Origin of the sequence: Salinispora oceanensis (assembly GCF_000383575.1) — a bacterium.
Taxonomy (GTDB): Bacteria; Actinomycetota; Actinomycetes; order Mycobacteriales; family Micromonosporaceae; genus Micromonospora; species Micromonospora oceanensis.
This window is the reverse complement of sequence record NZ_KB911579.1, coordinates 1,450,520-1,470,244: the sequence shown is the minus strand read 5'-3', so window position 1 is coordinate 1,470,244 and position 19,725 is coordinate 1,450,520. Positions and strand designations below refer to the sequence as shown.

16 protein-coding genes, 2 tRNA genes and 2 pseudogenes are annotated in these 19,725 nt (G+C 68.5%); 6 read left to right on the top strand and 14 right to left on the bottom strand.

The features are described from left to right. Nucleotides 1–49: 49 nt before the first annotated feature. Entirely contained in the window at nucleotides 50–706 is a 657-nt protein-coding gene (locus tag SALPAC4_RS0106710; protein ID WP_223874695.1) for a TetR/AcrR family transcriptional regulator, read from the bottom strand. 83 nt (nucleotides 707–789) lie between these two features. Here SALPAC4_RS0106710 and SALPAC4_RS0106705 point away from each other — a divergent pair, with 83 nt between their 5' ends. After that, complete coding sequence (locus SALPAC4_RS0106705) at nucleotides 790–2,139, top strand: MFS transporter (protein WP_019869658.1); 1,350 nt, start codon at nucleotides 790–792, stop codon at nucleotides 2,137–2,139. Here the strand turns inward: SALPAC4_RS0106705 and SALPAC4_RS29100 are convergent. The 4 genes and pseudogenes from SALPAC4_RS29100 to SALPAC4_RS0106690 all read right to left on the bottom strand — a co-directional run. Beyond that, nucleotides 2,137–2,589 (bottom strand): annotated as a pseudogene (locus SALPAC4_RS29100) (glycosyltransferase); the annotation flags it as partial. The gene SALPAC4_RS0106705 and the pseudogene SALPAC4_RS29100 overlap by 3 nt on opposite strands. Nucleotides 2,590–2,781: 192 nt before the next feature. Then, nucleotides 2,782–3,159, bottom strand: coding sequence for a glycosyltransferase family protein (locus SALPAC4_RS0106700; protein WP_019869657.1), 378 nt, complete (start codon nucleotides 3,157–3,159; stop codon nucleotides 2,782–2,784). Nucleotides 3,160–3,206: 47 nt separating this feature from the next. Continuing rightward, nucleotides 3,207–4,139: an NADP-dependent oxidoreductase gene (locus SALPAC4_RS0106695; RefSeq protein ID WP_018728798.1), complete on the bottom strand. Its 933-nt coding sequence runs from the start codon at nucleotides 4,137–4,139 to the stop codon at nucleotides 3,207–3,209. Between the two features lie 412 nt (nucleotides 4,140–4,551). Beyond that, nucleotides 4,552–6,129, bottom strand: coding sequence for an ATP-grasp domain-containing protein (locus tag SALPAC4_RS0106690; RefSeq protein WP_018741797.1), 1,578 nt, complete (start codon nucleotides 6,127–6,129; stop codon nucleotides 4,552–4,554). Between the two features lie 3 nt (nucleotides 6,130–6,132). Here SALPAC4_RS0106690 and SALPAC4_RS0106685 point away from each other — a divergent pair. Next, nucleotides 6,133–6,633: pseudogene (locus SALPAC4_RS0106685) on the top strand (tetratricopeptide repeat protein); the annotation flags it as partial. A gap of 246 nt (nucleotides 6,634–6,879) precedes the next feature. Here SALPAC4_RS0106685 and SALPAC4_RS0106680 read toward each other — a convergent pair. The 6 genes from SALPAC4_RS0106680 to SALPAC4_RS0106655 form a co-directional block, all read right to left on the bottom strand. After that, nucleotides 6,880–7,311 (bottom strand): Imm1 family immunity protein, encoded by a 432-nt coding sequence (locus tag SALPAC4_RS0106680; RefSeq protein WP_019869655.1) that lies wholly within the window; start codon nucleotides 7,309–7,311, stop codon nucleotides 6,880–6,882. Beyond that, complete coding sequence (locus SALPAC4_RS26145; protein ID WP_080640965.1) at nucleotides 7,311–8,045, bottom strand: DddA-like double-stranded DNA deaminase toxin; 735 nt, start codon at nucleotides 8,043–8,045, stop codon at nucleotides 7,311–7,313. Before SALPAC4_RS26145 ends, SALPAC4_RS0106680 begins: the two co-directional genes overlap by 1 nt. Nucleotides 8,046–8,414: 369 nt before the next feature. Further along, nucleotides 8,415–8,816: a helix-turn-helix transcriptional regulator gene (locus SALPAC4_RS28270; RefSeq protein ID WP_223874854.1), complete on the bottom strand. Its 402-nt coding sequence runs from the start codon at nucleotides 8,814–8,816 to the stop codon at nucleotides 8,415–8,417. Nucleotides 8,817–9,222: 406 nt separating this feature from the next. Then, nucleotides 9,223–9,295, bottom strand: a tRNA-Arg gene (locus SALPAC4_RS0106665). Nucleotides 9,296–9,330: 35 nt separating this feature from the next. Further along, nucleotides 9,331–9,421 (bottom strand) — tRNA-Ser (locus SALPAC4_RS0106660). Nucleotides 9,422–9,524: 103 nt separating this feature from the next. Continuing rightward, nucleotides 9,525–10,295, bottom strand: coding sequence for a CPBP family intramembrane glutamic endopeptidase (locus SALPAC4_RS0106655; protein ID WP_019869653.1), 771 nt, complete (start codon nucleotides 10,293–10,295; stop codon nucleotides 9,525–9,527). A gap of 143 nt (nucleotides 10,296–10,438) precedes the next feature. On the opposite strand from SALPAC4_RS0106655, the gene SALPAC4_RS0106650 reads away from it, so the two are divergent. After that, the gene (locus tag SALPAC4_RS0106650) at nucleotides 10,439–11,557 is read left to right on the top strand and encodes a globin domain-containing protein (RefSeq protein WP_019869652.1); all 1,119 of its coding nucleotides are present in this window, start codon (nucleotides 10,439–10,441) and stop codon (nucleotides 11,555–11,557) included. A gap of 94 nt (nucleotides 11,558–11,651) precedes the next feature. Here the strand turns inward: SALPAC4_RS0106650 and SALPAC4_RS0106645 are convergent, their stop codons facing one another. Further along, on the bottom strand, nucleotides 11,652–13,172 hold the full coding sequence (locus SALPAC4_RS0106645) for a peptide deformylase (protein WP_019869651.1): 1,521 nt from the start codon (nucleotides 13,170–13,172) through the stop codon (nucleotides 11,652–11,654). Nucleotides 13,173–13,425: 253 nt separating this feature from the next. Between SALPAC4_RS0106645 and SALPAC4_RS0106640 the strand changes: the two genes are divergently transcribed. Continuing rightward, a complete protein-coding gene (locus tag SALPAC4_RS0106640; protein WP_019869650.1) occupies nucleotides 13,426–14,205 on the top strand; it encodes a (2Fe-2S)-binding protein in 780 nt (259 codons plus the stop codon). 49 nt (nucleotides 14,206–14,254) lie between these two features. Here SALPAC4_RS0106640 and SALPAC4_RS0106635 read toward each other — a convergent pair whose 3' ends face one another. Then, nucleotides 14,255–16,066 carry a hypothetical protein gene (locus SALPAC4_RS0106635; protein WP_019869649.1) on the bottom strand — a complete coding sequence of 604 codons (1,812 nt, stop codon included), beginning with the start codon at nucleotides 16,064–16,066 and terminating at the stop codon, nucleotides 14,255–14,257. A 208-nt stretch (nucleotides 16,067–16,274) separates the two neighbouring features. Between SALPAC4_RS0106635 and SALPAC4_RS0106630 the strand changes: the two genes are divergently transcribed. Beyond that, nucleotides 16,275–16,988 (top strand): class I SAM-dependent methyltransferase, encoded by a 714-nt coding sequence (locus SALPAC4_RS0106630; RefSeq protein WP_019869648.1) that lies wholly within the window; start codon nucleotides 16,275–16,277, stop codon nucleotides 16,986–16,988. Nucleotides 16,989–17,085: 97 nt separating this feature from the next. Here the strand turns inward: SALPAC4_RS0106630 and SALPAC4_RS0106625 are convergent, their stop codons facing one another. After that, nucleotides 17,086–17,619 carry a YbhB/YbcL family Raf kinase inhibitor-like protein gene (locus SALPAC4_RS0106625; protein WP_019869647.1) on the bottom strand — a complete coding sequence of 178 codons (534 nt, stop codon included), beginning with the start codon at nucleotides 17,617–17,619 and terminating at the stop codon, nucleotides 17,086–17,088. A 557-nt stretch (nucleotides 17,620–18,176) separates the two neighbouring features. On the opposite strand from SALPAC4_RS0106625, the gene SALPAC4_RS0106620 reads away from it, so the two are divergent. Continuing rightward, complete coding sequence (locus SALPAC4_RS0106620; RefSeq protein ID WP_027645106.1) at nucleotides 18,177–19,655, top strand: FAD-binding oxidoreductase; 1,479 nt, start codon at nucleotides 18,177–18,179, stop codon at nucleotides 19,653–19,655. The last annotated feature ends 70 nt before the right edge of the window (nucleotides 19,656–19,725 follow it).

The following is a 19,725-nucleotide window of genomic DNA, read 5'->3' as shown; positions in this document are numbered from 1 at the left end:
GTTGGAGGGTCACTTGAGAGCCCGTCTACTGCACATCGCCTGGTAATCGTCATGGCGTGCCCCCACCGCCCTGCTCCCAGCGTTCATGATAGGCGTCGATGCTGGGCGCGGGACCGGGTAGCGGCTCGACCGCAGGAGCACGCAGACCGGCGAGGCTGATCGCCAGCAGACGGCGCCGGGTGAGGTCGTCCTCCTCGGCCGGCCCGCTGGGCGGTCGGCGGCTGACCATCTCGATCAGCAGGGAAATGTCCAGTGTGGTGACGTCGTCCCGCAGCGCCCCGGCCCGCTTGGCCCGGGCGACCAGCTTTTCGGCGAGTTCCCAGACCTGCTCGCTGACCTGCTCCATCTCCACGGTGACCGGGATGCTTCCGGCGACCGGCGCCAGCGCGCCGCTGCGCTGCGCGACGCAGCGCTGCACGTACTGGACCAGGCCGGCCCAGGGGTCCTCGATGTCCAGACCCGCCTGCGCCGCGTCGGCGGTCTGCCGCATGGCGAGCAGGCAGAGCTGTTGGAGAAGCTCCTCCTTGCTGCCGTATCGCCGGTACAGGCTGCCGATCCCCAGTCCGGCCCGCTCGGCCACGGCCGCGATCGGCGCATCACTGCCCTGGGTGGTGAAGACCTCCCGAGCCGCCTCCAGCACGCGGCGGTCATTTCGCGCCTTCTCGGCGTGCCGGCCACGCCTTCTCGGTCGGTCCGTCTCGGTCACCTGACCAGCATAATCCGCGCCCCTCCCCGAGCCGGAGGCGTGCGCTATAGTTCGCGGAACGATTCGCTCCGTAATTCATTCTCATGATGGGAGCCGTCATCCGCGACTTCGCGCTCTTCCGTGACCACCGGTTCCGGCTGCTGTTCGGCGCCCGCACCGTCTCCGTCCTCGGCAGCGCCTTCGGGCCGGTGGCGCTGACCTTCGGGGTGCTGGAGCTGCCCGGCGCGACGCCGACGACCCTGACCATCGTCATCGGCACGCAATCGGTGGCGCAGATCGCGTTCATGCTCCTCGGTGGAGTCATCGGCGACCGGGTGCCCCGAAACCGACTCATCGCGGTCACCGACGTGGTGTCGGCCGCCGCGTTCGCCGTGCTGGCGGCGATGCTGCTCACCGGCTGGGCCCCGGTCGCTGCTCTGGCGGCCTGCGCGGCGGTGATCGGGTTCTGCAGCGCGCTGTTCCTGCCGGCCCTCACCGGCATCGTGCCCAGCGTCGTACCGTCCGACCTGCTGCAGACCGGCAACGGTCTGCTCCGGCTCGGCACCAACGGCGCCCGCGTCCTGGGCCTGGCGCTGGCAGGCGCTGTGGTAGCGCTCGTCGGCCCCGGCTGGGCCCTCCTGGTCAACGCCGGAGGCTTCACCGTCTCGGCGCTGCTCATGGTGCTGCTCCGGCTCTCCCCCACCCCGGTCCGGGCCGGTGCCTCCGTCCTGCGCGAGCTGCGCGAGGGGTGGTCGGCGTTCTCCTCCCGTCAGTGGCTGTGGGTGATCGTCCTACAGTTCTCGGTGGTCGGTGCGGTGCTGCAGGCCTCGTTCGGGGTGCTGGGGCCGGTCGTGGCCAAGGCTGAGCTCGGTGGCGCCCCGGCCTGGTCCGCGGTCCTGGCGGCGAACGCGCTCGGCATGTTCCTCGGCATCGCGGTCTCCATCCGCATCCGTCCGCGCAGACCTCTGCTGGTCGCCACCCTCACCGTGTTCACGATCGCCCTGCCGATCCTTCTCCTCGGAGCCGGCGCACCGCTGGCCGCCGTCATCGTCGGCGCCCTCCTGCTCGGCATCGGGTTCGACATCTTCGGCGTGCTCTTCGAGACGACCATGCAGCGGGAGGTTCCCGCGGACACGTTGTCCCGGGTGAGCGCCTACGACGCATTCGGCTCGTTCGCGCTCGCTCCGCTGGCGCTGCTCGCCGCCGGCCCGCTCGCCGAAGAACTCGGCCCGCGGCCGGCGCTGCTCGGGTGCGGCGCACTCATCATCGTCGCCACCGCCGCCGCCCTGTTCTCCCCGCAGGTGCGCCGCCTCGAAACACCCGGCCGAACGCCAGATCCGCCGACCGGTGACCATCTCCCGGTCCGGCCGGCGGACCCGGCCGGCGGCGACCAGCTGTTCCAATCGGGTCACTGTCACCGCCGGGCTCGGCGCGGCGAGGGTCTCCGCTCGTAGCCCGGCGGCGGCCGTCAGGTACACCGGATCGGCGAGCGTCTCCCGGCAGACGGCGAGTAGTTCGGCCGGGGTGTACGTGGTCGCTGGCAGCACCTTCGCCGCTCCACGGTCGCGTAGGGGCCCCGAGTAGAGCTCGGACTCCGGCATGTAAGGGATGATCACTTGTGGGACACCATTGGCCACGCAACCGAGCAGCGTGCTCCCGCCGCCGAGATGAACGGCAAGGTCACAGGTCGGCGCCAGGATGTCGAACGGGAGCCAGCCGACCCGCGCGGATGTCGAGGTGGTGCGCACCTGCTCGGCGATCTCCGGTGGGGTGGCGACAAGCAGTTCGACGTCCAGCTCGGCCGCCGCATCGACGAGGCCGATGAGGTGTTCCAGGGCGTAGTCGGCGCTGATCCGGCTTCCTCCGGAGAGCCACAGCCGGGGACGTTCGCCCTTGACGTACATCCACTCCTCGACCGCCGCCGCCGGGGCGAACGGCACGTGCCGCATCGGTTCCGCCGGCAGGTAGCGCAGCCGGTCGGCGGCAGCGGTGCCGGGCCTCGGTCGGATGCTCTCCGGCGCCAGGCACAGCGTCAGGGTCGGCTCGACGAGCTCGGTGAAGCCGAGCCGGCGGAGCTCGGCCGACGTCTCGTCATGTCAGTTGTAGGGCTCGGCGAAGCCGAACTCCACGGCGACGAACGGAGAGTTCAGCTTCGTCGCGAGCAACGGTGCGGCGTACGCCAGCGGTCCGCCGATGATCAGGTCGGGGCGAAAGCTCTGTGCCAGGTGAACCAGTTCGTGGTAACCGTCGGCGGCGATCCGCGCGCCGAGGGTGCCCAGAACCTGCGCGCGTTCATCCAGGTCGGACGACAGGGGTACGAGTCTTCCCTCGCGAAGCAGCCGGTAGTCGCGTGGGCTCCTGCGGGGTGCCCCGACGGCGGGTACCCCCGCGTTGATCAGGAGCGGAGTGAACTCGGTGTGCGCGCCCCCCAGAACCTCGTGCCCGGCGCTCCTCAGCGCATGGGCCAGCGGCACCAGGGGCAGGATCCCACCAGCCCCGCCCTCGAAGACGAGTAGGCACCTTACCGCGTGTTGCCCGTGTCGTCGGCGAGTAGCACGATCTTGCCGCGGCCGTGTCCGCTCTCGACGTCACGGTGCGCCGCCGCAGCCTCCGCGAGCGGGTACGCGTGCCGGACGTGCAGCTTGAACTTGTCCTGCGTGTACAGGTCGACCATCTCGCCGAGCCGGGCGGCGGAACGACCCGGACCCAGAGCAGGGATGCCAAGCTCCTCGGCGGCCTCGTCGGAGACCATGGTGCGGATTCGGTTGCGGTCCTTGACCAGTTCGACGGAGGCGTACAGTGCCTCCGGGCCGGCCGCGTCGAGCGCGGCGTCGGCGCCGTCGGGTGCCACCGCGCGGAGCCGGTCGAGCAGTCCGTCGCCGTACGCCACCGGGATGGCGCCGATGGCGCGTAGGTAGTCGTGGTTGGCCTCACTGGCGGTGCCGATGACGGCGGTCGCGCCCCAGGCCCGGGCGAGCTGCACCGCGAAGGTGCCGAGCCCCCCCGCGGCGCCGTGAACCAGGACGGTGTCACCCGGCCGGATGGTCATCGCCTCGAGAGCCATGTGAGCGCCCTGGGCGTTGCCGGAGAAGCCACCCGCCATCTCCCACGGCAGCACCTCCGGCTTGACGACGATCTGGTCAGCCGGCACGACGACGTACTCGGCGTAGCTGCCGAGCAGGCTGTAGCCGAGCACCGGGGTGCCGGTCGGGAAGCCGGTCACACCATCACCGACCTGGTCCACCAGACCGGAGAACTCGTTGCCCGGGATCCGGGGCAGGGTCGGGTCGATCGACGGTGGGGCCCAGCCCTGCCGGATGCCGATGTCGAACGGCTGCACTCCGGCGGCCTTGACCCGTACCCGTACCTGACCCGGGCCGGCCTGTGGGGCCGGAACCTCGATCAGATCCAGGACCTCGGGTCCACCGAACGTGGAGAAACCTGCTGCCTTCATGCTGGTTCTGATTCCCTTCGTGTCACAGCTGTTGGACCGGGCGCTTCGTTGGATGTGGTTCTGACAGGGGACAGGAGGGCCGGTTGGTCCACCTGGAACCGCTGGAGCGGATCCCCGACCGTGCGGTACCGGGTGTCGCCTGGGCCAGCCATGCCCACGCGTGTCGGCGCCTCCCTCCCCGCGGAGTGCCCCGGTGGGCAGAACGCCCTCGGGTCCCTGCCGGCCCACGGTAAAACCTCTACCTAAGATGAGGTCAAACCCCGATTTCGCGGTCGGGCCCACGGGGAGTGGCGTACGAATTCGCCCAGGTGACGGACGTGTCGCGCTGCCCCGACTAGCCACCGACACCAGGTAGGACCAGTGCAGTGGCTGATGTCCCGTGCGGCGTGCATGAAGTAGGCACGGCGTCGAGTCAGGCCACTGTCAGACGAATCTCCTTGAGGGCCAGGTCAAGGGTCTGGGTCACTTCTTCCGGGGAGGCGCCACGGGCGATCACGTAACCCAAGCGGTCGTACGCGTGGCGGGGCGGACGGACCGGGGTGCCCGGCCGGGTGGTGAGGGTGACCCGCTCGACGCCGGGAAGTCGCTCAGCGCTCGCCACGCCGTCGACCACCGTGAGGAGGCCCTCCCGGTCGGCGAGCAGGAACCTGATGCCGGCGTGACCGGACGGCCGCGCGGCGAGCACCGGAGGCAACCCGGCGGCGACCCGCAGCTGCTGCTCGATCAGGTCAATCCCGGTGGTCAGGCGCATCAGCTCGGGGATCATGCCGCCGGCCAGTCTCGGGTTGATCTCGATGATCGCCGGACCGTTCTCGGTCAGTCTGACCTCCGTGTGTGAGGGACCGAGCCGCATGCCGCAGGCGACGAGGGCGGAGCGCACCACATCGACGATCGTCGCAGCCGTCCGGGGTGGCAGGTCGGCCGGGAACAGATGGCCGGTCTCCACGAAGTACGGCAGCTCGCCCACCTGTTTGGCGGTGATGCCGAGGCATTCGGTGCGGCCGTTCCAACCGAACATCTCGACGCTGAACTCCGGGCCGTCGAGGAACTCCTCGACGAGTGCCGTCCGGGCCGTCGGGAGACCACGGACGTTGGTGCGCAGCTCGATGATCCGGCGAGTCTGAGCGCGGGCCTGGTCGGCATCGCCACAGAGCAGGACGTTGGTGGAGCCCGAGTCGTCGGAGGGCTTCACCACACAGGGAAACCCCACCTGATCGACCGGTCCGGCAGGGTCGGTCAACACCGCGAACCGCGGTTGACGGACGCCCGCCGCAGCCAGGGTCTCCCGCAGCTCCGCCTTGTCCCGGCAGAGCGTCACCGCCTCGACCGGGTTCGCCGGCAGGCCGAGCCACCGGGCGAGCCGGGCGGCCGTGGGCACGTAGAAGTCACTGGTGGTGGTCAGCCCTGCGATCTCCTCACGACGGAAACCGTCGAGGATCGCCGCCCGCAACCCGGCCACCGAATTGGTGTCGCAGGTCAGCACCCGGCACCCGCTCTGCTCCAGCCCGGCGTACCGAGCCGGCTCACCGGTCAGCAGCACTGGAACCAGTCCCAGCTCCCGTGCGGAGCGCATCGCCAGCATCCCGGTGCCGCTGGTGTTCGCCTCGACGAAGAGAAGGTGCCGCGGGACGTCCACGGCGACCTCCGCGCGTGCCCACGCCTCGGTGGGGGTGCCATAGCCGATCAGGGTGGGCGCGCTGCGGGACGGCAACGCGTCCACCCCCTTCTCCGTCCAGTAGTCCCGGTTGTAGACGGTTCCGGCATAACGATCGCCCCGGTCTGGGAAGATCCCGACGATCCGCTCTCCCGGATGAGCCCGTGCCGCGACGTGTCCCAACACACGGTAGACCGAGCCGGACGTGTTGCCCGCGAAGACCTGCTGCTCACGCGCCAGCGCCTCGGTGGCCTCGAACGCCTCGCGGTCGTTGAGCCAGTGGACCTCGTCGACCAGCCCTCGGTCGAGGTTCTTGGTTAGCAGGCTGTTACCCAAGCCGCTCTGCAGGCCAAGCTACGTGACCGCATCGCACCCAACGACGACGAAATCACCAGGGACACCCACATCAACACCCTCGCGGACCTGTGGATTGAGGAGATCACCGCCGAGGAACACGTCTCGCAGCAGACTATTGATAGGTACTGCACGCAGGCCAGGTACGGCCAGGCCCTCCAAGCTGACAAGCGGGCGTTGGAGATCAGCGAGGCAGTGTTGCCGGCGGGACACCCCACCATCGCGCTCCGGTTGGATAACTTGGCGGGCACGTTGGGGGGTCTGGGGCGGGCGGAGGAGGCGTTGCCGTTGCAGCGGCGGGCGTTGGAGATCAGCGAGGCAGTGTTGCCGGCGGGACACCCCACCATCGCGCTCCGGATGGACAACTTGGCGGGCACGTTGGGGGGTCTGGGGCGGGCGGAGGAGGCGTTGCCGTTGCAGCGGCGGGCGTTGGAGGTCAAGGTAGAAATTCAGCGTAGACGGTCTGGTTCGAATGATGCGGGCTGATTGCAGCAACTTGCCCAGCCCTGGCTCTGGCGAGTGACTAACTGGGTGACGACTAGGTCGTACCCTGGTGGACGGACTTCGATGGACGTTCGGATCCAGCTCGATGATGTGTAATGGCTGGTGGGAGGGGCTTGGTTGTTGCCTGGGGGTCAAGGAGTCTGCCGGGCACACACGGGGCTCAAAGACACTGTGAAATGGCGGCAACCAGCCATCAACGATGTGAGCTTAGAGCAGGCCGTTTCTAGCCTACTGTTCGCTTGTCCACTGCACGCAGGTCGGTCGCTGGCCGGTGCGGACGAACTCGCGAGCGGCCTGCCGAGCGGTGTCCGGTGTGACCCGCGCTCGGTCGGGGCCGGCGAAAACGGCGTCGCCGCCGTAGTCGAACGCGATGTCCGGGGTGTCGTCCGGCCAGGGTGGGGCACCCGCCTCGACGCCGATCCCGCCTTCGGGGCCGAGCCAGAGTACAAACGACCGGTCCGGATGTCCCACGCCGATCTGCAGCGCCGGTGGCAGCGGTGCGTCCCATGGAGAAGCGTCACTAGCTAGGTGCTGCGGCGGGTAGATCCCGACGACGTGCGGAACACCGGACGCGGCGGCGTCGTTGAGGGCGGTGTCCACCTCCGCGATGGTGGAGCCGGGCCGGCGGTTACCCCGGCCCCACGTGACGACGTAGCTCACTACACGATCCCCTTTCCGGTTCCCTCGTACTGGCCGACCGTTCGCACCCCAGCCGGAGCGTTCGGATCTTGCACGTAGATCGTGAGACGCGAACCCGTCGGGATGATGTGTCGCAGTATCCGATCGCAACCGTACGGGTCGTCGGTGCAGGGCTCTTTGTTGACCACGAGACTGACCTCGCGCGGTGCGCCGGGACGGCGCATCTGCTGGGCGGCGCGTGACTCCACGTGATCGGTGAGAGTCCAGGGAAACCCCTTCAGCCCGGGAATCGGACGTAGGTCGCTGGTAGATGCGATGTTGCGTCCGCTTTTCCAGGGCTCGGCCGATAGCGGGCGTCCGGTCGAGTCGAATGCCTGGCCGTGGGTCGGGCCGTGATCGTCGGGGCGAGTGGGCAGATCCTGTCCGGCCTGCCGGATCCAGGACGGCAGCGTGGCAGCGCCGCGCGTCGGAGCCGATGCTGGGGGTGGTGCCGGGAGGCTGATGCCGAGAGTGCGGCCATACGCTACAAGGGCAGCTGCCGCCAGGGCCGCGTCCCGGTCTGCCACCTGTAGGCGCTCGATCGCGGCCGTGACGTGCTGCAAGGCTTGGTCGACCAGCGCGTGCCGACTGGACGCGGTTACTGCGGTGAGCCGATCGCGGGCCCGGACCGCCGCCTCGATACCAGCCGCCGCCCCTGCCCGTGTCCGGGCGATGCCGTCCAGGACCGTGCGCAGCCCGGCAGCGACCGAGGCCATGCTCACCGGCCGGCTCCCCGGCACATGAAACGAAAGCGTACCGGCCGGTCGATGCCGCTACACGCCCTCAACGGCCCGGCGGAGAAACCGGTGCCTTTCGAAACGCGACCGGTGCTGCCGGTGGAGGTCACAAGCCAGTCCAGTGGTCCCGTCAGGGCCGTATGGCCCCAGCGTTCTGCGAGGGCGTGCTGTTGGCTCAGCCTGCCGCTCCGCCGGTTGCTCTTCGACTAGATTGCTCGTACCGTATGCGGAATCGCTGGTCAGGGCGGCTTCCCCCGTGGCCGCCCTGACCAGCTCTCTCGCTAGCGGAGGCGGCAGGCCGGTCACGTTGCTTGACCTCGAGACCCGTTGCCGGGCTCCTCAGGCGGTCTATCTCAACGCTGTCCACTGTCGGCCGGAGCGAAACGAACCGGCCGACTGCCTGCGACGTACCTCCGCCAGCCCCCTACGCGCCTTTGGTTGACCCCTTACCCGTCGAGAACCCGGAGGACCAGCGCGCGGAAGCTCAGCAGATCGAGCTGGCCCGTCACTTTCTGCAAGGTCGACAACCTCCTGCCACTGCACCCAGGTCATCACCTCCGGCGATTGCTCGCCACCGGCGTGGAGAAGTGACTCGCACTGCACCCAGAAGACCCGGTCGACCACCTGCTCGCCGCGTTCGACCCCGGCCACCGTGCTTCGAGTGCTGTTCACCAGCCGCGCCACGTCATCCTGAATCAGGCCACGCGTCTTGCGCCACGCGGCCAGCCGCCGTCCAAGCGCCCGCTTCACGTCCTTGAGTTGCTGAGGGTCCAAGGGGGAGGACCTCCATCGCGATCGGAGGAAGGGGATCACCGCTTTCTATATTTTCTAACGGCACGTTGACATTAACGGATGTCAGCGACAGGGACATGCCGGCGCCCGCAAGCCGGAGAGATTGACGAAGACGTACCGCCAGCGCCGCGACACCCGACCAGGGTGCGGGCCCACCTCGCCGTCTCGTTTCTGGGCTCGTAGGCCGAAAGGGGGGAACCATGATCAAAACCCATTGGTACAGGACTGGCTGCCACCGGGACGGAGCGGGACGGAGGGGATGCGCGTCGCACGAGCACCCACCGAGCACCCAACCGTCCACTAGGGACGACAAAGCAAAGGCGCTTGACCCCTGTTCTTGCAGGTCAAGCGCCTTACGATCTTGCGCGCCCGAAGGGATTCGAACCCCTAACCTTCTGATCCGTAGTCAGATGCTCTATCCGTTGAGCTACGGGCGCTGGTGCTTGGTCAGCCTACACGACCGACTTTCGCGCGGAGACTCCGGGATTCGAACCCGGGAGGGGCTTTAAAACCCCAACCGCATTAGCAGTGCGGCGCCATAGACCAGACTAGGCGAAGTCTCCCTGGCGGCCTCGCAGGCCACCGGGGGTTGAGAATACAGGGCCTCGCCCGCCGGGAGCAAAGCGACTACCCGCGGGCCGGCCGGAGGTCGGATTGCCGCGGACCTCAGAGCCAGTCGAACCACTCCTCCGGCAGCGTCGCGTAGCCGACAAAGGCCACGATGTCCAGGAGTGTGTGCGCCACCACCAGCGGCATCACCCGTCGGGTTCGGAGGAAGTACAGGCTGAAGATGACGCCCATGACCGCGTTGCCGACGAACGCGCCGAAGCCCTGGTAGAGGTGGTAGGAGCCGCGGAGTAGCGCACTGGTGGCGACGACCGCACCGAGTCGCCACTGGAGCTGCCGCAGTCGGGTGACGAGGTAGCCAACCACGATCACTTCTTCCAGTACCGCGTTCTGCACGGCCGCGAAGATCAACACTGGTGCTGCCCACCAGATGTCCGGCAGCGCGGCGGGCACCAGTGTCGCGTTGAGCCCGAGCTGCGCCGCGGCCCAGAACAGGGCCAGGCCGGGCAGGCCGATCAGCGCGGCCAGGCCGGCGCCGCGGACGAGGTCCTGGCCGGGCCGCCGGGCGTCCAGGCCGAGAGTCCGGCCCGGATCGCCGGGGTTGCGCGCCAGCAGGTGTACGGCGAGCAGCACCGGTAACAGGGCGAAGCTGATCCCGAGTAGCTGGTACGTGAGGTCGAGGTAGGGCCGCTCGGACCGGGAGGTGTTGAGGGCGGCGGTCTGTGCCGACAGCGGTCCCTCGGCGGTGAGTTTGGCGACGATCGAGGTCAGGGCGTAGACGGCCGACTGGCCGAGCGACAAGCCGAGGACCAGCCACGTCTCGGTGCTCAGCGTCCGGCGGGTCAGCGGTCGGTCCAGATCGAGGGTCACCGCACCACTGTGCCTGACCCGACTCCTGATCGTGGCACCGAGGAGACCTCATGAACGGTCGCACATTCTGTGCGACCGTGCGGCACGCTCCGTGGTCATTCTGTAGCTGCCCATTTTTCCGTACGGAGAAGGAGCGCGCTCCCGTGGACGATGTCGCGCGGCTACTCAAGGAGAGTTGGACCCTGGTTGAGGAGCACCGGGACCGGCTGAGCGAGCACTTCTACGCCCGGCTGTTCCTGCTCGACCCCGAGCTGCGTTCGCTCTTTCCGGCGCAGATGGCGGGTCAGGGTGATCGGCTGCTGGAGGCGGTCATCACCGCCGCCCACACGGTGGACGACCCGGAGAGCTTCGACGAGTTCCTCCGCTCACTGGGCCGGGACCACCGCAAGTACCACGTCGAGGCGACGAACTACGAGACCATGGGCGTCGCCCTGCTGGACGCCCTGCGCAGCACCGCCGGTGACGGTTGGAATCTGACCTTCGACCAGGCCTGGCGGGACGCGTACGCGGCCATCTCCGGCAAGATGCTCGCGGGGGCGGCGGCGGACGACAACCCACCGTTCTGGCATGCCGAGGTGCTGACCCACGTTCGGTACGGGCCGGACACGGCGGTGTTGACGGTCCGCGCCCTCCAGCATCCGCTGCGGTGGCAGGCGGGCCAGTACGTCAGCATCGAGGCGCCCCGCTACCACCCACGGGTGTGGCGCACCTATTCGGTGGCGAACGCGCCGAACGACGACAACGTGCTGGAGTTCCATGTCCGGACCCCGCCGGGTGCGGGGTGGTTGTCCGGCGCGTTGGTTCGTCGGGTGAAGCCGGGTGACCTGTTGCGCTTGGCGGCGCCGATGGGGTCGATGACCCTGGATCGGGCGTCGGACCGGGACATCCTCTGTGTCGCCGGCGGGGTTGGCCTGGCTCCGGTGAAGGCGTTGGTCGAGGAGCTGGCGGCCTACAACCGGACCCGCTGGGTGCACGTCTTCTACGGCGCCCGTACGCCTCTTGACCTCTACGGCCTGGCCGGGCTCCAGGAGTTGGTCGCCCGGCATCCGTGGCTGTCGGTGACCCCGGCGTGTAGCGCGGACCAGGGCTTCGACGGTGAGCTGGGCGACATCTCCGAGGTGGTCGGCCGGTACGGCCCGTGGACGGCGCATGACTGCTATGTCTCCGGGTCGGCGCCGATGGTCCGGGCCACGCTGCGGGTGCTCTCCGGCGATGAGGTGCCGCCGGACCGTACTCGGTACGACACCTTCGGTGAGTTGTAGCGGACTTTACCCACTGGGCGGACCGGCACCGCCCGCAACGGCCACGTCCGCCCGGCCCTCCTTCCCCCGGGCGGACGTGGCCGTACCAACGTTGTCAGTAGCGCCAGGGCTGTCCGGTGTGCCGGTACTCCTCGACCGGCACCAGGGGCACGCCGGGGGCCATCCGGTCGACGTAGAGGCGCCCCTCGAGGTGGTCGATCTCGTGTGCCACGAGGCGTGCCATGGCGTACTCGTAGGAGGTGATGACCCGACTGCCGTCGAGGTGGGTGTGCTCGACGTCGATCCGCAGCGGGCGGGGCACGAGACCGCGCTGGTCGAAGAAGGAGAGGCACCCTTCGTACTGTTCGTCGGTGTCGGGTGCGGCGTCGACCACCCGCGGATTGAGCAGGATGACGGGTTCGCCGCCGCGGTCCGGGGGGCGGACGACGGCGGCGGCGCGGCCGATGCCGATTTGCGGAGCGGCGACGCCGACCCCCTTGCTGAACGGATGTAGCTCGTCCAGGCGGAGCAGGGCCGCGGTGAGCCGTTCCACGGTCTCCTGAGCGACGTCTGCTTCGCAGGGTAGGTCGAACGGCCGGGTGGGCTGGCGGAGGAGGGCGGCGTCGTGTTGGAGGATGCCGAGGCTCCGCATCCGGTCGCTTGGTCGCAGCCAGCCGGGCTCTGTCGGCTTCCCTTCGGGTCGGGACCGGAATCGCCACTGCATCCGGTAGCGGCCGTTCAGCGGCGGCTCGGCCGCCGTCCAGTCGAAGATTGTTCGGTCGCCCTCCTCGCGGCGGGCCACCGGAGTGCGCAGCGGACCTTCCTCCGCGGAGAGCGAGGTCTGGGCACCCCAGACCTGTGGGTCGAGGGCGGCCGGCAGGTCGAGCCGGACGGCGAGGTGCCGGGTGGGGACCCGGACGGCCCGCTGGAACCAGGGACCCCACTTGTCTGCACCCACGTGGTAGGCGTACTCGAGGGTGGCGCGGTCGCCCGGGTAGAGCGGGAAGCGCCGGTCGGAGTTCTCGAAGAGCAGCCAGATTTCCTTGAAGGCGTCCCGGTCGTGCTTGGTTCGCCAGTGCATCGCCTCGCGCTCCGGCCCGTCCAGCCGGTACGCGTGCAGCTGCAACTCGGCGAAGGTGAGCGGGTGTGCCCGGTGGTGCCGGTTGGAGCGGCCAGGGTCACCTGGGTAGCGGTCAACGGCGACGCGGATGAGGTAGCGGGTGATCGGCTCGGTTCCGGCGTTGTGTAGTTCCCGGCGGATGACGCAGTGGTACGTCTCGTCTCGGTAGGTGAGGCTGGCGTGTTCCCGTTCGACGATCAGGCCGGTGCCGGGGGGCAGCCACTGCCCAAGCGTGGGTGGCTCGCGGTGCGTCGTCCGGTCGCTGCGGGTGTGTCGGAGTTCGTCGTATTCGCAGAAGCGTTGCCAGATCGCCCCACTGGTCTCCAGTACGGCCTCTGCCCGTCGGGCGAAGTCTTCGGTGGGCCGGTGCCGGCGTCCCTCCACGTGGCTCACGTACGACGGGTCGAATCCCATCAGCGTCGCCAGCTGTTTCTTGGACAGCCCTCGCTCGGTCCGGTGGCGGGCGAGTTCGACGGCGAAGGTGTTGGCCGCCCGATCGAGCGGTGATGTCGTCATCAGCTTCCTTGGGGCCGGGACTACAGGTTTCACGTTCTGTCATTGGTCGGATATAGAAGTGCCACCTTGTCGACATGAGTCTTGACTCTCCAGCGACGATGATCGATAGTGCGGCGACTGTTTCCCCGGGCTGGCGGGCGGGTAGTACGCCGAGGCGCGGGATGCGCCGAAGCCACCGAGCCCGCATCAAGTTAGGCTAGCCTTGGCTTATCGGAAGGGTGGGAGACGGGAGGGGCGTCGGGTGACAACAGTTATGCCCGAGACGGCGGCTACCGCCCCGTTGGCTCCGATCACCATGGCGATTCGCCAGCTCTTCGGTACCGACGACGTGCCCGGCCTGGCCCGCGGCCTGTTGGTCGCCGAGGAGGTTGGCTGGTCACCCGCCACCAGCTTGGTGGACGGGACGCGGCTGCCCGAACTCCTGGCCGCGGCCACCGACCAGTGGGGTGGCACCCGGCACGCCAATGCGGCGCTGGCGTGGAAGGCATACAGCTATTGGGCGGCGCTGCCGGCGGTACTGGGTTGGGCCTCGGCCCGGCGGGTTCCCCTGCTCGTTCCGGCCGATGTCTTGTTTCACTTCGCGGATCATCGATCGCTGCTCACTTTGGGCCTGCGCCGGTCGACCGCGGTGGCGGTCCTGCCCGGTGATCCGCTGGCGCTGGCTGGCCGGCCCGAGGTGCAGGTGGTGGCCGGCGAGGCGGAGCTGCTCGCGACTCTCCGGGCGACGCTGCTCGACGCTCACCTCGCCCCGATGATCGCGGCGATCCAGGCGGAAGTGCGGATCGGCACCCGAACGTTGTTGGGTTCGGTGGCCGCCGGCATCGCCCACGCCACCCTGCGCGCCGCCGACGGCCTGCCGGGCTCCTCCCACGCCACGATCGACACGTTGCTCACGGCACTCGACCTGCAGGACCTGGTCGAGCTGGTGCCGGGTCCGGCCGGCGAGCCGACGGTGCAGCGGCACACCTGCTGCCTCGCCTTCACCCTTCCTCGCCCGACGACGTGCGCGGGCTGCTGCCTACGCCGGTCCTGACCGGGCCGGTGTCGGTCAGCTCGGCCGGTCCTGGTCGGGCCGGTGTCGGTCAGGCGGTGAGGTTTCGCACGTCCCAGAGCCAGACGCCCTCGGTGTAGGTCGGCGCTATCCCGATCAGTTCGGTCATGCCGCTGCGGAGCGCGTCGGCGTGCTCGTGCGGACCGAGGATGACTGCACCGGCCCGCCAGTAGCGTAGGTCCTCCTTGGCGGCCGTCCGTTCTTGCTCGGTGATCGGTGGCACCGTGCCGGTGCGTCGGATCTCGTCAAAGAATTCGTTGGTCGGGCGAGCCGGCGCGGTGAAGAGGGCGACTCGGTGCCGACCGGGACGGGTGTCCGGGCCGAGGAAGTAGCCGCGGGCGATCGGCATGTCCAGGCCCGTCTCGGCGGACCACCGCAGTGGGTCGGCGTAGTGGGTGTCCGGTAGCGGCAGGGTGACGATGCTGCGCCCATCGGTCACGTATGGCCGCCACGCGCCGGAGGTGACGAAGGCGGGGGTGGGCTCCAGCCGGACCGCCGGCAGCGGGGTCGGCAGGAGCGGCAGGAGCGCCATCGCCAGCACGGTGACGGTGGCGAAGCGGATCTGTGGCCGGGCGGCGGGATTCCGGTTGGCGAGGGTCCGGGCGCGTTGTGCCCCGTAGGCGAGCAGGATCCCGAACAACGGGGTGATGGCCAGCGCCCACCGTGTGGGTACCACCGAGTGCAGGATGGGCAGGTTCTCCAGCGCGGCCCAGGGAGCCGGGATGCCGGTGAGCTCGCCGTTGAAGAGGATTTCCCGGCCGAGCGAGAGCACTGCGAAGATCACCGCGAGCAGGGCCAGAGCCCAGACGACGACGTTGTGGCGCAGCCACCAGACGAGCGCGGCGATGAGCACCAACAGGGGCCAGCCAAAGAAGGCGTTCTCCTCGGTGGGGTTCTGCGCCAGCCCACGAGCGCCGGGTTCGTCGCCGGCCAGCGACTCCCGGGAGTACGCCACGTACGAGGCGAGGTCGGTGGAGTAGCCGCGGATGAGGGGGGAGAGCCCTCGGTAGGCGCCGGGGCCGAAGAACTGCACGTAGAGCGGATACGCCAGCAGGAGGAGCGCGACTGCGGCGGCGACACCCAGTCCAGCGAGGAAAGGGCGTGCCCGCTGGCGTAGGTCGGGCCGGCGGAGGGCGAGCGCGACCATGACCACACCGAGGCCGATCGCGGTCATCAGCAGGATTTCCAGGTTGAGGAAGGCCTGCCAGACGATGACCAGGGCGAGCAGGATCCCGTTGCGGAGCCAGCGGCCCGGCTCGCCGAGGCGCAGGGTGCGCCAGATGATCAGTGGTACGACGAACTGGGAGACGATGTTGGGGTGGGCGTTGGCGTGCGAAACCATCGCGGGCGCGAACCCGCAGAACGTGGCGCCGAGCCAGGCCGGGCCGGGGGAGCGGACCACCACCCGGGAGAGCAGGAAGTACCACGATGTCGCGGTGGCGGCCATACCCAGGGTTAGGAAGAGCAGGAAGGACATCCGGGGGCCGGCCAGGAGGGTGACCGGCGTCATTGGTATAGATACGGATAGTACAGACGTATTGGCCATCAAATTGACGGCCTCCGGCACATTCATTCGGTCGGAGGTGAACGGGTAGGCGAAATCGGTCACCACTCGTGACCCGTGCGCCATCATCCACTCGAACTGAGACTGATCGGTGCGGTTGTCCCGGAGCCCGTCGGCTGGGTCGAGCCAGAGCCGGAGGGTCACCCAGAGCGCGAGCAGGACGAAGCTCAGTACTGCCAACAGGTCGAGCCGCCACCGCTTGCCGGGCTGGTCAGGCCGGGGGGCCGGCGCTCCCTCCGTGGAGACGTCGGCTGCGCTACTTGAATCAGCGGTAGTCATGCCAATTCAGAGAGTAGTCAGATGTGGCCGCACTGTGCCGGGTTTTGGGCGATTGGTAGCATGTGCCGGCTCCCGGTCGCCGATCATGCACCTACTCCGATCGTATTTCGGTCACCCCGGTGCCCCGATTTGTTCCGCCTTCTAGGTGAATGGTTCACTCTGTCGGTTCAGGCGGGGTCAAGACAGCCACACCGTGAGGAATCGACGTATGGCAGAAATAACCGGTAATCAGCGCGTCCAGTCCGAGGTGCTGGAAGGCCTCGCGACCGCCGTGAACCACCGCCGTTGGTTCGTTGAGCTGGCCCTGCCGTACCTCGGTGAGAACCCGATCGAGGTGGGGAGCGGCCTCGGTGACTATGCGTTGGAGTGGGCCGCGCGAGTACCCCGCTTCACCGCCACGGAGGCTGACCCGGAGCGACTGGTCGCCCTGAAGGAACGGCTCGGCGCCGAGCAGCCCGGCATCGAGGTGCGGGAGATGCTGCTGCCGCACACCGACCGTGGCGACTACAGCGCCGTCGTCTCGTACAACGTTCTGGAACACATCGAGGATCACGTCGGGGCCCTGCGCGGCATGCGCGATCTGGTCCGGCCGGGCAGCCCGGTGATCATCATCGTGCCAGCGTTCGAGTTCGCGATGAGTCCCGCCGACATCGCCACCGGCCACGTCCGGCGGTATACGACGAAGACCCTGGCCGCCGCGATGACCGAAGCCGGGCTGACCGTGGAAAAGATCCACTACGCGAATGCGCTCGGGTTGATTGGCTACTTCATGGCGACAAAGGTCTTCCGGCTGATGCCGAAGGAGGGCCCGATGGTCAAGGTGTACGACACCCTGGTGCTCCCGCTGACCAGGGTCGCCGAGCAGCTGGCCCGTCCCCCGTTCGGCCAGTCCGTCTTCGCGGTGGCCCGTACGCCCTCCTGACCCGAGGGTTACCCGCCTTCCCACGTCCCGGCGCTGGTCGCCCCACCGTCCCCGTGGACGCCACCAGGCCGGACGCGGGTCGTGGAACCGGGGACGGCTACTGCGTTACCTGGTAGGTCGGCCGGATCACCGCGCGGGCCAGGGTGTGGAAGGCGAGGTTGAAGCCCACGTACGCCGGGGAGGCGTCCGGGGTGACGTCGAGGTGCTCCACGTCCAGCGCGTGTACCGCGAAGAGGTATCGGTGCGGGTGATCACCGGATGGCGGGGCAGCGCCCCCGTAATCCTGCTGGCTGTAGTCGTTGCGAACCGCGAAGGCGCCGCCCAGGGCGTCGCCGCTCGCGCCCCGCGGCAACTCCGTCACCCCCGCCGGCAGGTTGACCAGCACCCAGTGCCAGAAGCCACTGCCGGTCGGTGCGTCCGGGTCGAAGCAGGTCACCACGAAGCCCTTGGTCTCGGCGGGGAAGCCGGACCAGGCCAGGTGCGGGGAGAGGTCCTCGCCGCCGACGCTCGGGTGGGCGTACGTGGCGTCCATCGGCTCGCCGTTGCGGACGTCGGCACTGGTGAGCGTGAACGATGGCACCGTCGGCAGCAGTTCGTACGGGTCCGGGGCGATCGGTCGTTCCAAGGTCATCGAGCCAGGTCCTTCCGGTGTGCGGATTGTCGCCTGTGCACCTTCATACCTCGTCCAGCCCGGCCGGTGAACCGGAAGCGTCTCCTTGGGCGCGGGGTCTTGCCGGCTCTGGATCCGGTGTCGGGCCATGGGCGCGATCAAGCCGTGGCACCTCACCCTGCTGGTGTGTCTTGTGACATCGCTGGCACTGGTCGTCGGCCGCACGTGGTCGGTGGTGAGCCGGAGGGGCCGTCGCTGACTCGCATTTCCCATTAGGTAACTGGATTCCCAGCAGCCTCGGGCGTTTCACGTGGCTATTGGCGATCCAGTCAAGCGCCTTCAGTCGGCGGGACTGACTGATACGGTCAAAACAGACGATCCAGCGCTACAGGACTGAAACGCGCCTAGTGCGACGCGAGGTGCGTTGACGGCGGTATGGCGCCCAAATCGACGGGTGGTGCACGGCATGGGCCCGACGACTCCGGATTTGTCAGTGACGGGCAGCAACGGTGCCCAAAATGGCCGAATTCGCGGGCCGGGCGACCCCTGGGTCGTTTCCGGCGCTGAAGGAGAAGGAAATGGAAGCCACTCGACGAAACGTCCTACGATTCCTGGCGGTAGGTGCGGGCGTTGCCGGCGCTGCCGCCATCTCCCCCGCCGCTCTGGCAACCTACGGTGACAAAGCTGTCCTACGCGAACCGATGCCAGGGCGAGGTCCACAACCGGATCCGGGCTGGCTGACCGGGCGGTTGGTGTTCCCCGACGACGCCGACTACGACGAGGCGCGACTCGGGTGGAACCGGCAGTTCAACCCCTACCCGCTGGTTATCGTCTTCTGTCAGAACCCCCAGGACGTGATCAATGCGATCACCTGGTGCCGTCGACACGATGTGGCTTTCCGGGCTCGCGGTGGTCGGCACGCCTTGGAGGGGTGGTCGGCAGTGGACGGCGGCGTCATCATCGACGTGAGCGAGATGCAGGCGGTCGAGCTGGACACGCACGCACGTCAGGCGACAGTGCAGACCGGAGCGACGCAGGACCAGGTCGTTGCGGTGTTGGGGGAGCAGGGCTTCGCCGTTCCCACCGGAGCCGAGGTCGGTGTCGGTGTGGCCGGGGTTACCCTGGGCGGCGGGATCGGCCAGCTCAGCCGGAGTCTCGGGGTGACCAGCGACAGTCTGACCGGCCTCGATATCGTTGTTCCGGAGGGGGAGCGGGGGGCCCAGCTCATCCACGCTGACGAAACGCGGCACGCCGATCTGCTCTGGGCCTCGCGCGGCGGTGGCGGCGGCAACTTCGGCATCGCGACCAAGTACACGTACAGCATTCACCCGGTATCGGATGTCGTGGTGTATCAGATTACCTGGGATGATTGGCAACACGTCGGAGAGCTGTTCGAGCGCTGGCAGCGAATAGCGCCCTTCGCGGACGACGGATTTGGTTCGGTTTTCAACCCGAAGACCCGAGCGGACGGCCATATCTACTGTAACGGAATCTATCGTGGTTCTGAGTACCGGCTGCGCGAGATAATTCGACCGCTGGTCGAGGTCGGAAACCCTCAGGTCATCACGGAGACCACCTCATACCTGGACGCCTGGAACCAGCTCGCCGGCACGACGGACACGCCGCGGAAGACCCACATCCCCTCCTCCTGGGCGTACGAACTGCTCCCGAAGAAGGGGATCGACACAATTATTCGGTACCTGGCCGAACTTCCCGACCTCGGCGGCGAGGTCTGGTGCCTGAACTGGGGCGGCGCGGTGAACCGGATAGCGACCGACGCTACCGCGTTCTATCACCGGAGCCCGAAGTACTACCTGGAGTGGAGCGGGAACTGGGAGGACGACGAGGAGCAGAAGACGGTCCTGTCGTGGACGGAGCGGTTCCGTCAGGCGCTACTGCCCTACGTCAGCGGCTCCTACGTCAATGTTCCGGACAGCAGCATCGGTGACTGGGCCACCGCGTACTACGGCGACAACTATCCCCGGTTGCGTGCGATCAAGACCAAGTACGACCCGTACGAGTTCTTCCAGTACGAGCAGAGCATCCGGCCGCACTGACGAGAGGCGGCCGCGCTCCCGTGAACTGATCGGGCCGCGGCGGGGTTGGTTCACGGGAGCCCCACGCGTG

What these genes read in the sequence shown, in the direction of transcription:
- SALPAC4_RS0106625 (WP_019869647.1), bottom strand. Translation starts at nt 17,619, where the DNA reads ATGACCTTGGAACGACCGATCGCCCCGGACCCGTACGAACTGCTGCCG.
- SALPAC4_RS0106620 (WP_027645106.1), top strand. Translation starts at nt 18,177, where the DNA reads ATGGAAGCCACTCGACGAAACGTCCTACGATTCCTGGCGGTAGGTGCG.
- SALPAC4_RS0106630 (WP_019869648.1), top strand. Translation starts at nt 16,275, where the DNA reads ATGGCAGAAATAACCGGTAATCAGCGCGTCCAGTCCGAGGTGCTGGAA.
- SALPAC4_RS0106705 (WP_019869658.1), top strand. Translation starts at nt 790, where the DNA reads ATGATGGGAGCCGTCATCCGCGACTTCGCGCTCTTCCGTGACCACCGG.
- SALPAC4_RS0106695 (WP_018728798.1), bottom strand. Translation starts at nt 4,139, where the DNA reads ATGAAGGCAGCAGGTTTCTCCACGTTCGGTGGACCCGAGGTCCTGGAT.
- SALPAC4_RS26145 (WP_080640965.1), bottom strand. Translation starts at nt 8,045, where the DNA reads ATGGCCTCGGTCGCTGCCGGGCTGCGCACGGTCCTGGACGGCATCGCC.
- SALPAC4_RS0106645 (WP_019869651.1), bottom strand. Translation starts at nt 13,172, where the DNA reads ATGACGACATCACCGCTCGATCGGGCGGCCAACACCTTCGCCGTCGAA.
- SALPAC4_RS0106640 (WP_019869650.1), top strand. Translation starts at nt 13,426, where the DNA reads ATGCCCGAGACGGCGGCTACCGCCCCGTTGGCTCCGATCACCATGGCG.
- SALPAC4_RS0106635 (WP_019869649.1), bottom strand. Translation starts at nt 16,066, where the DNA reads ATGACTACCGCTGATTCAAGTAGCGCAGCCGACGTCTCCACGGAGGGA.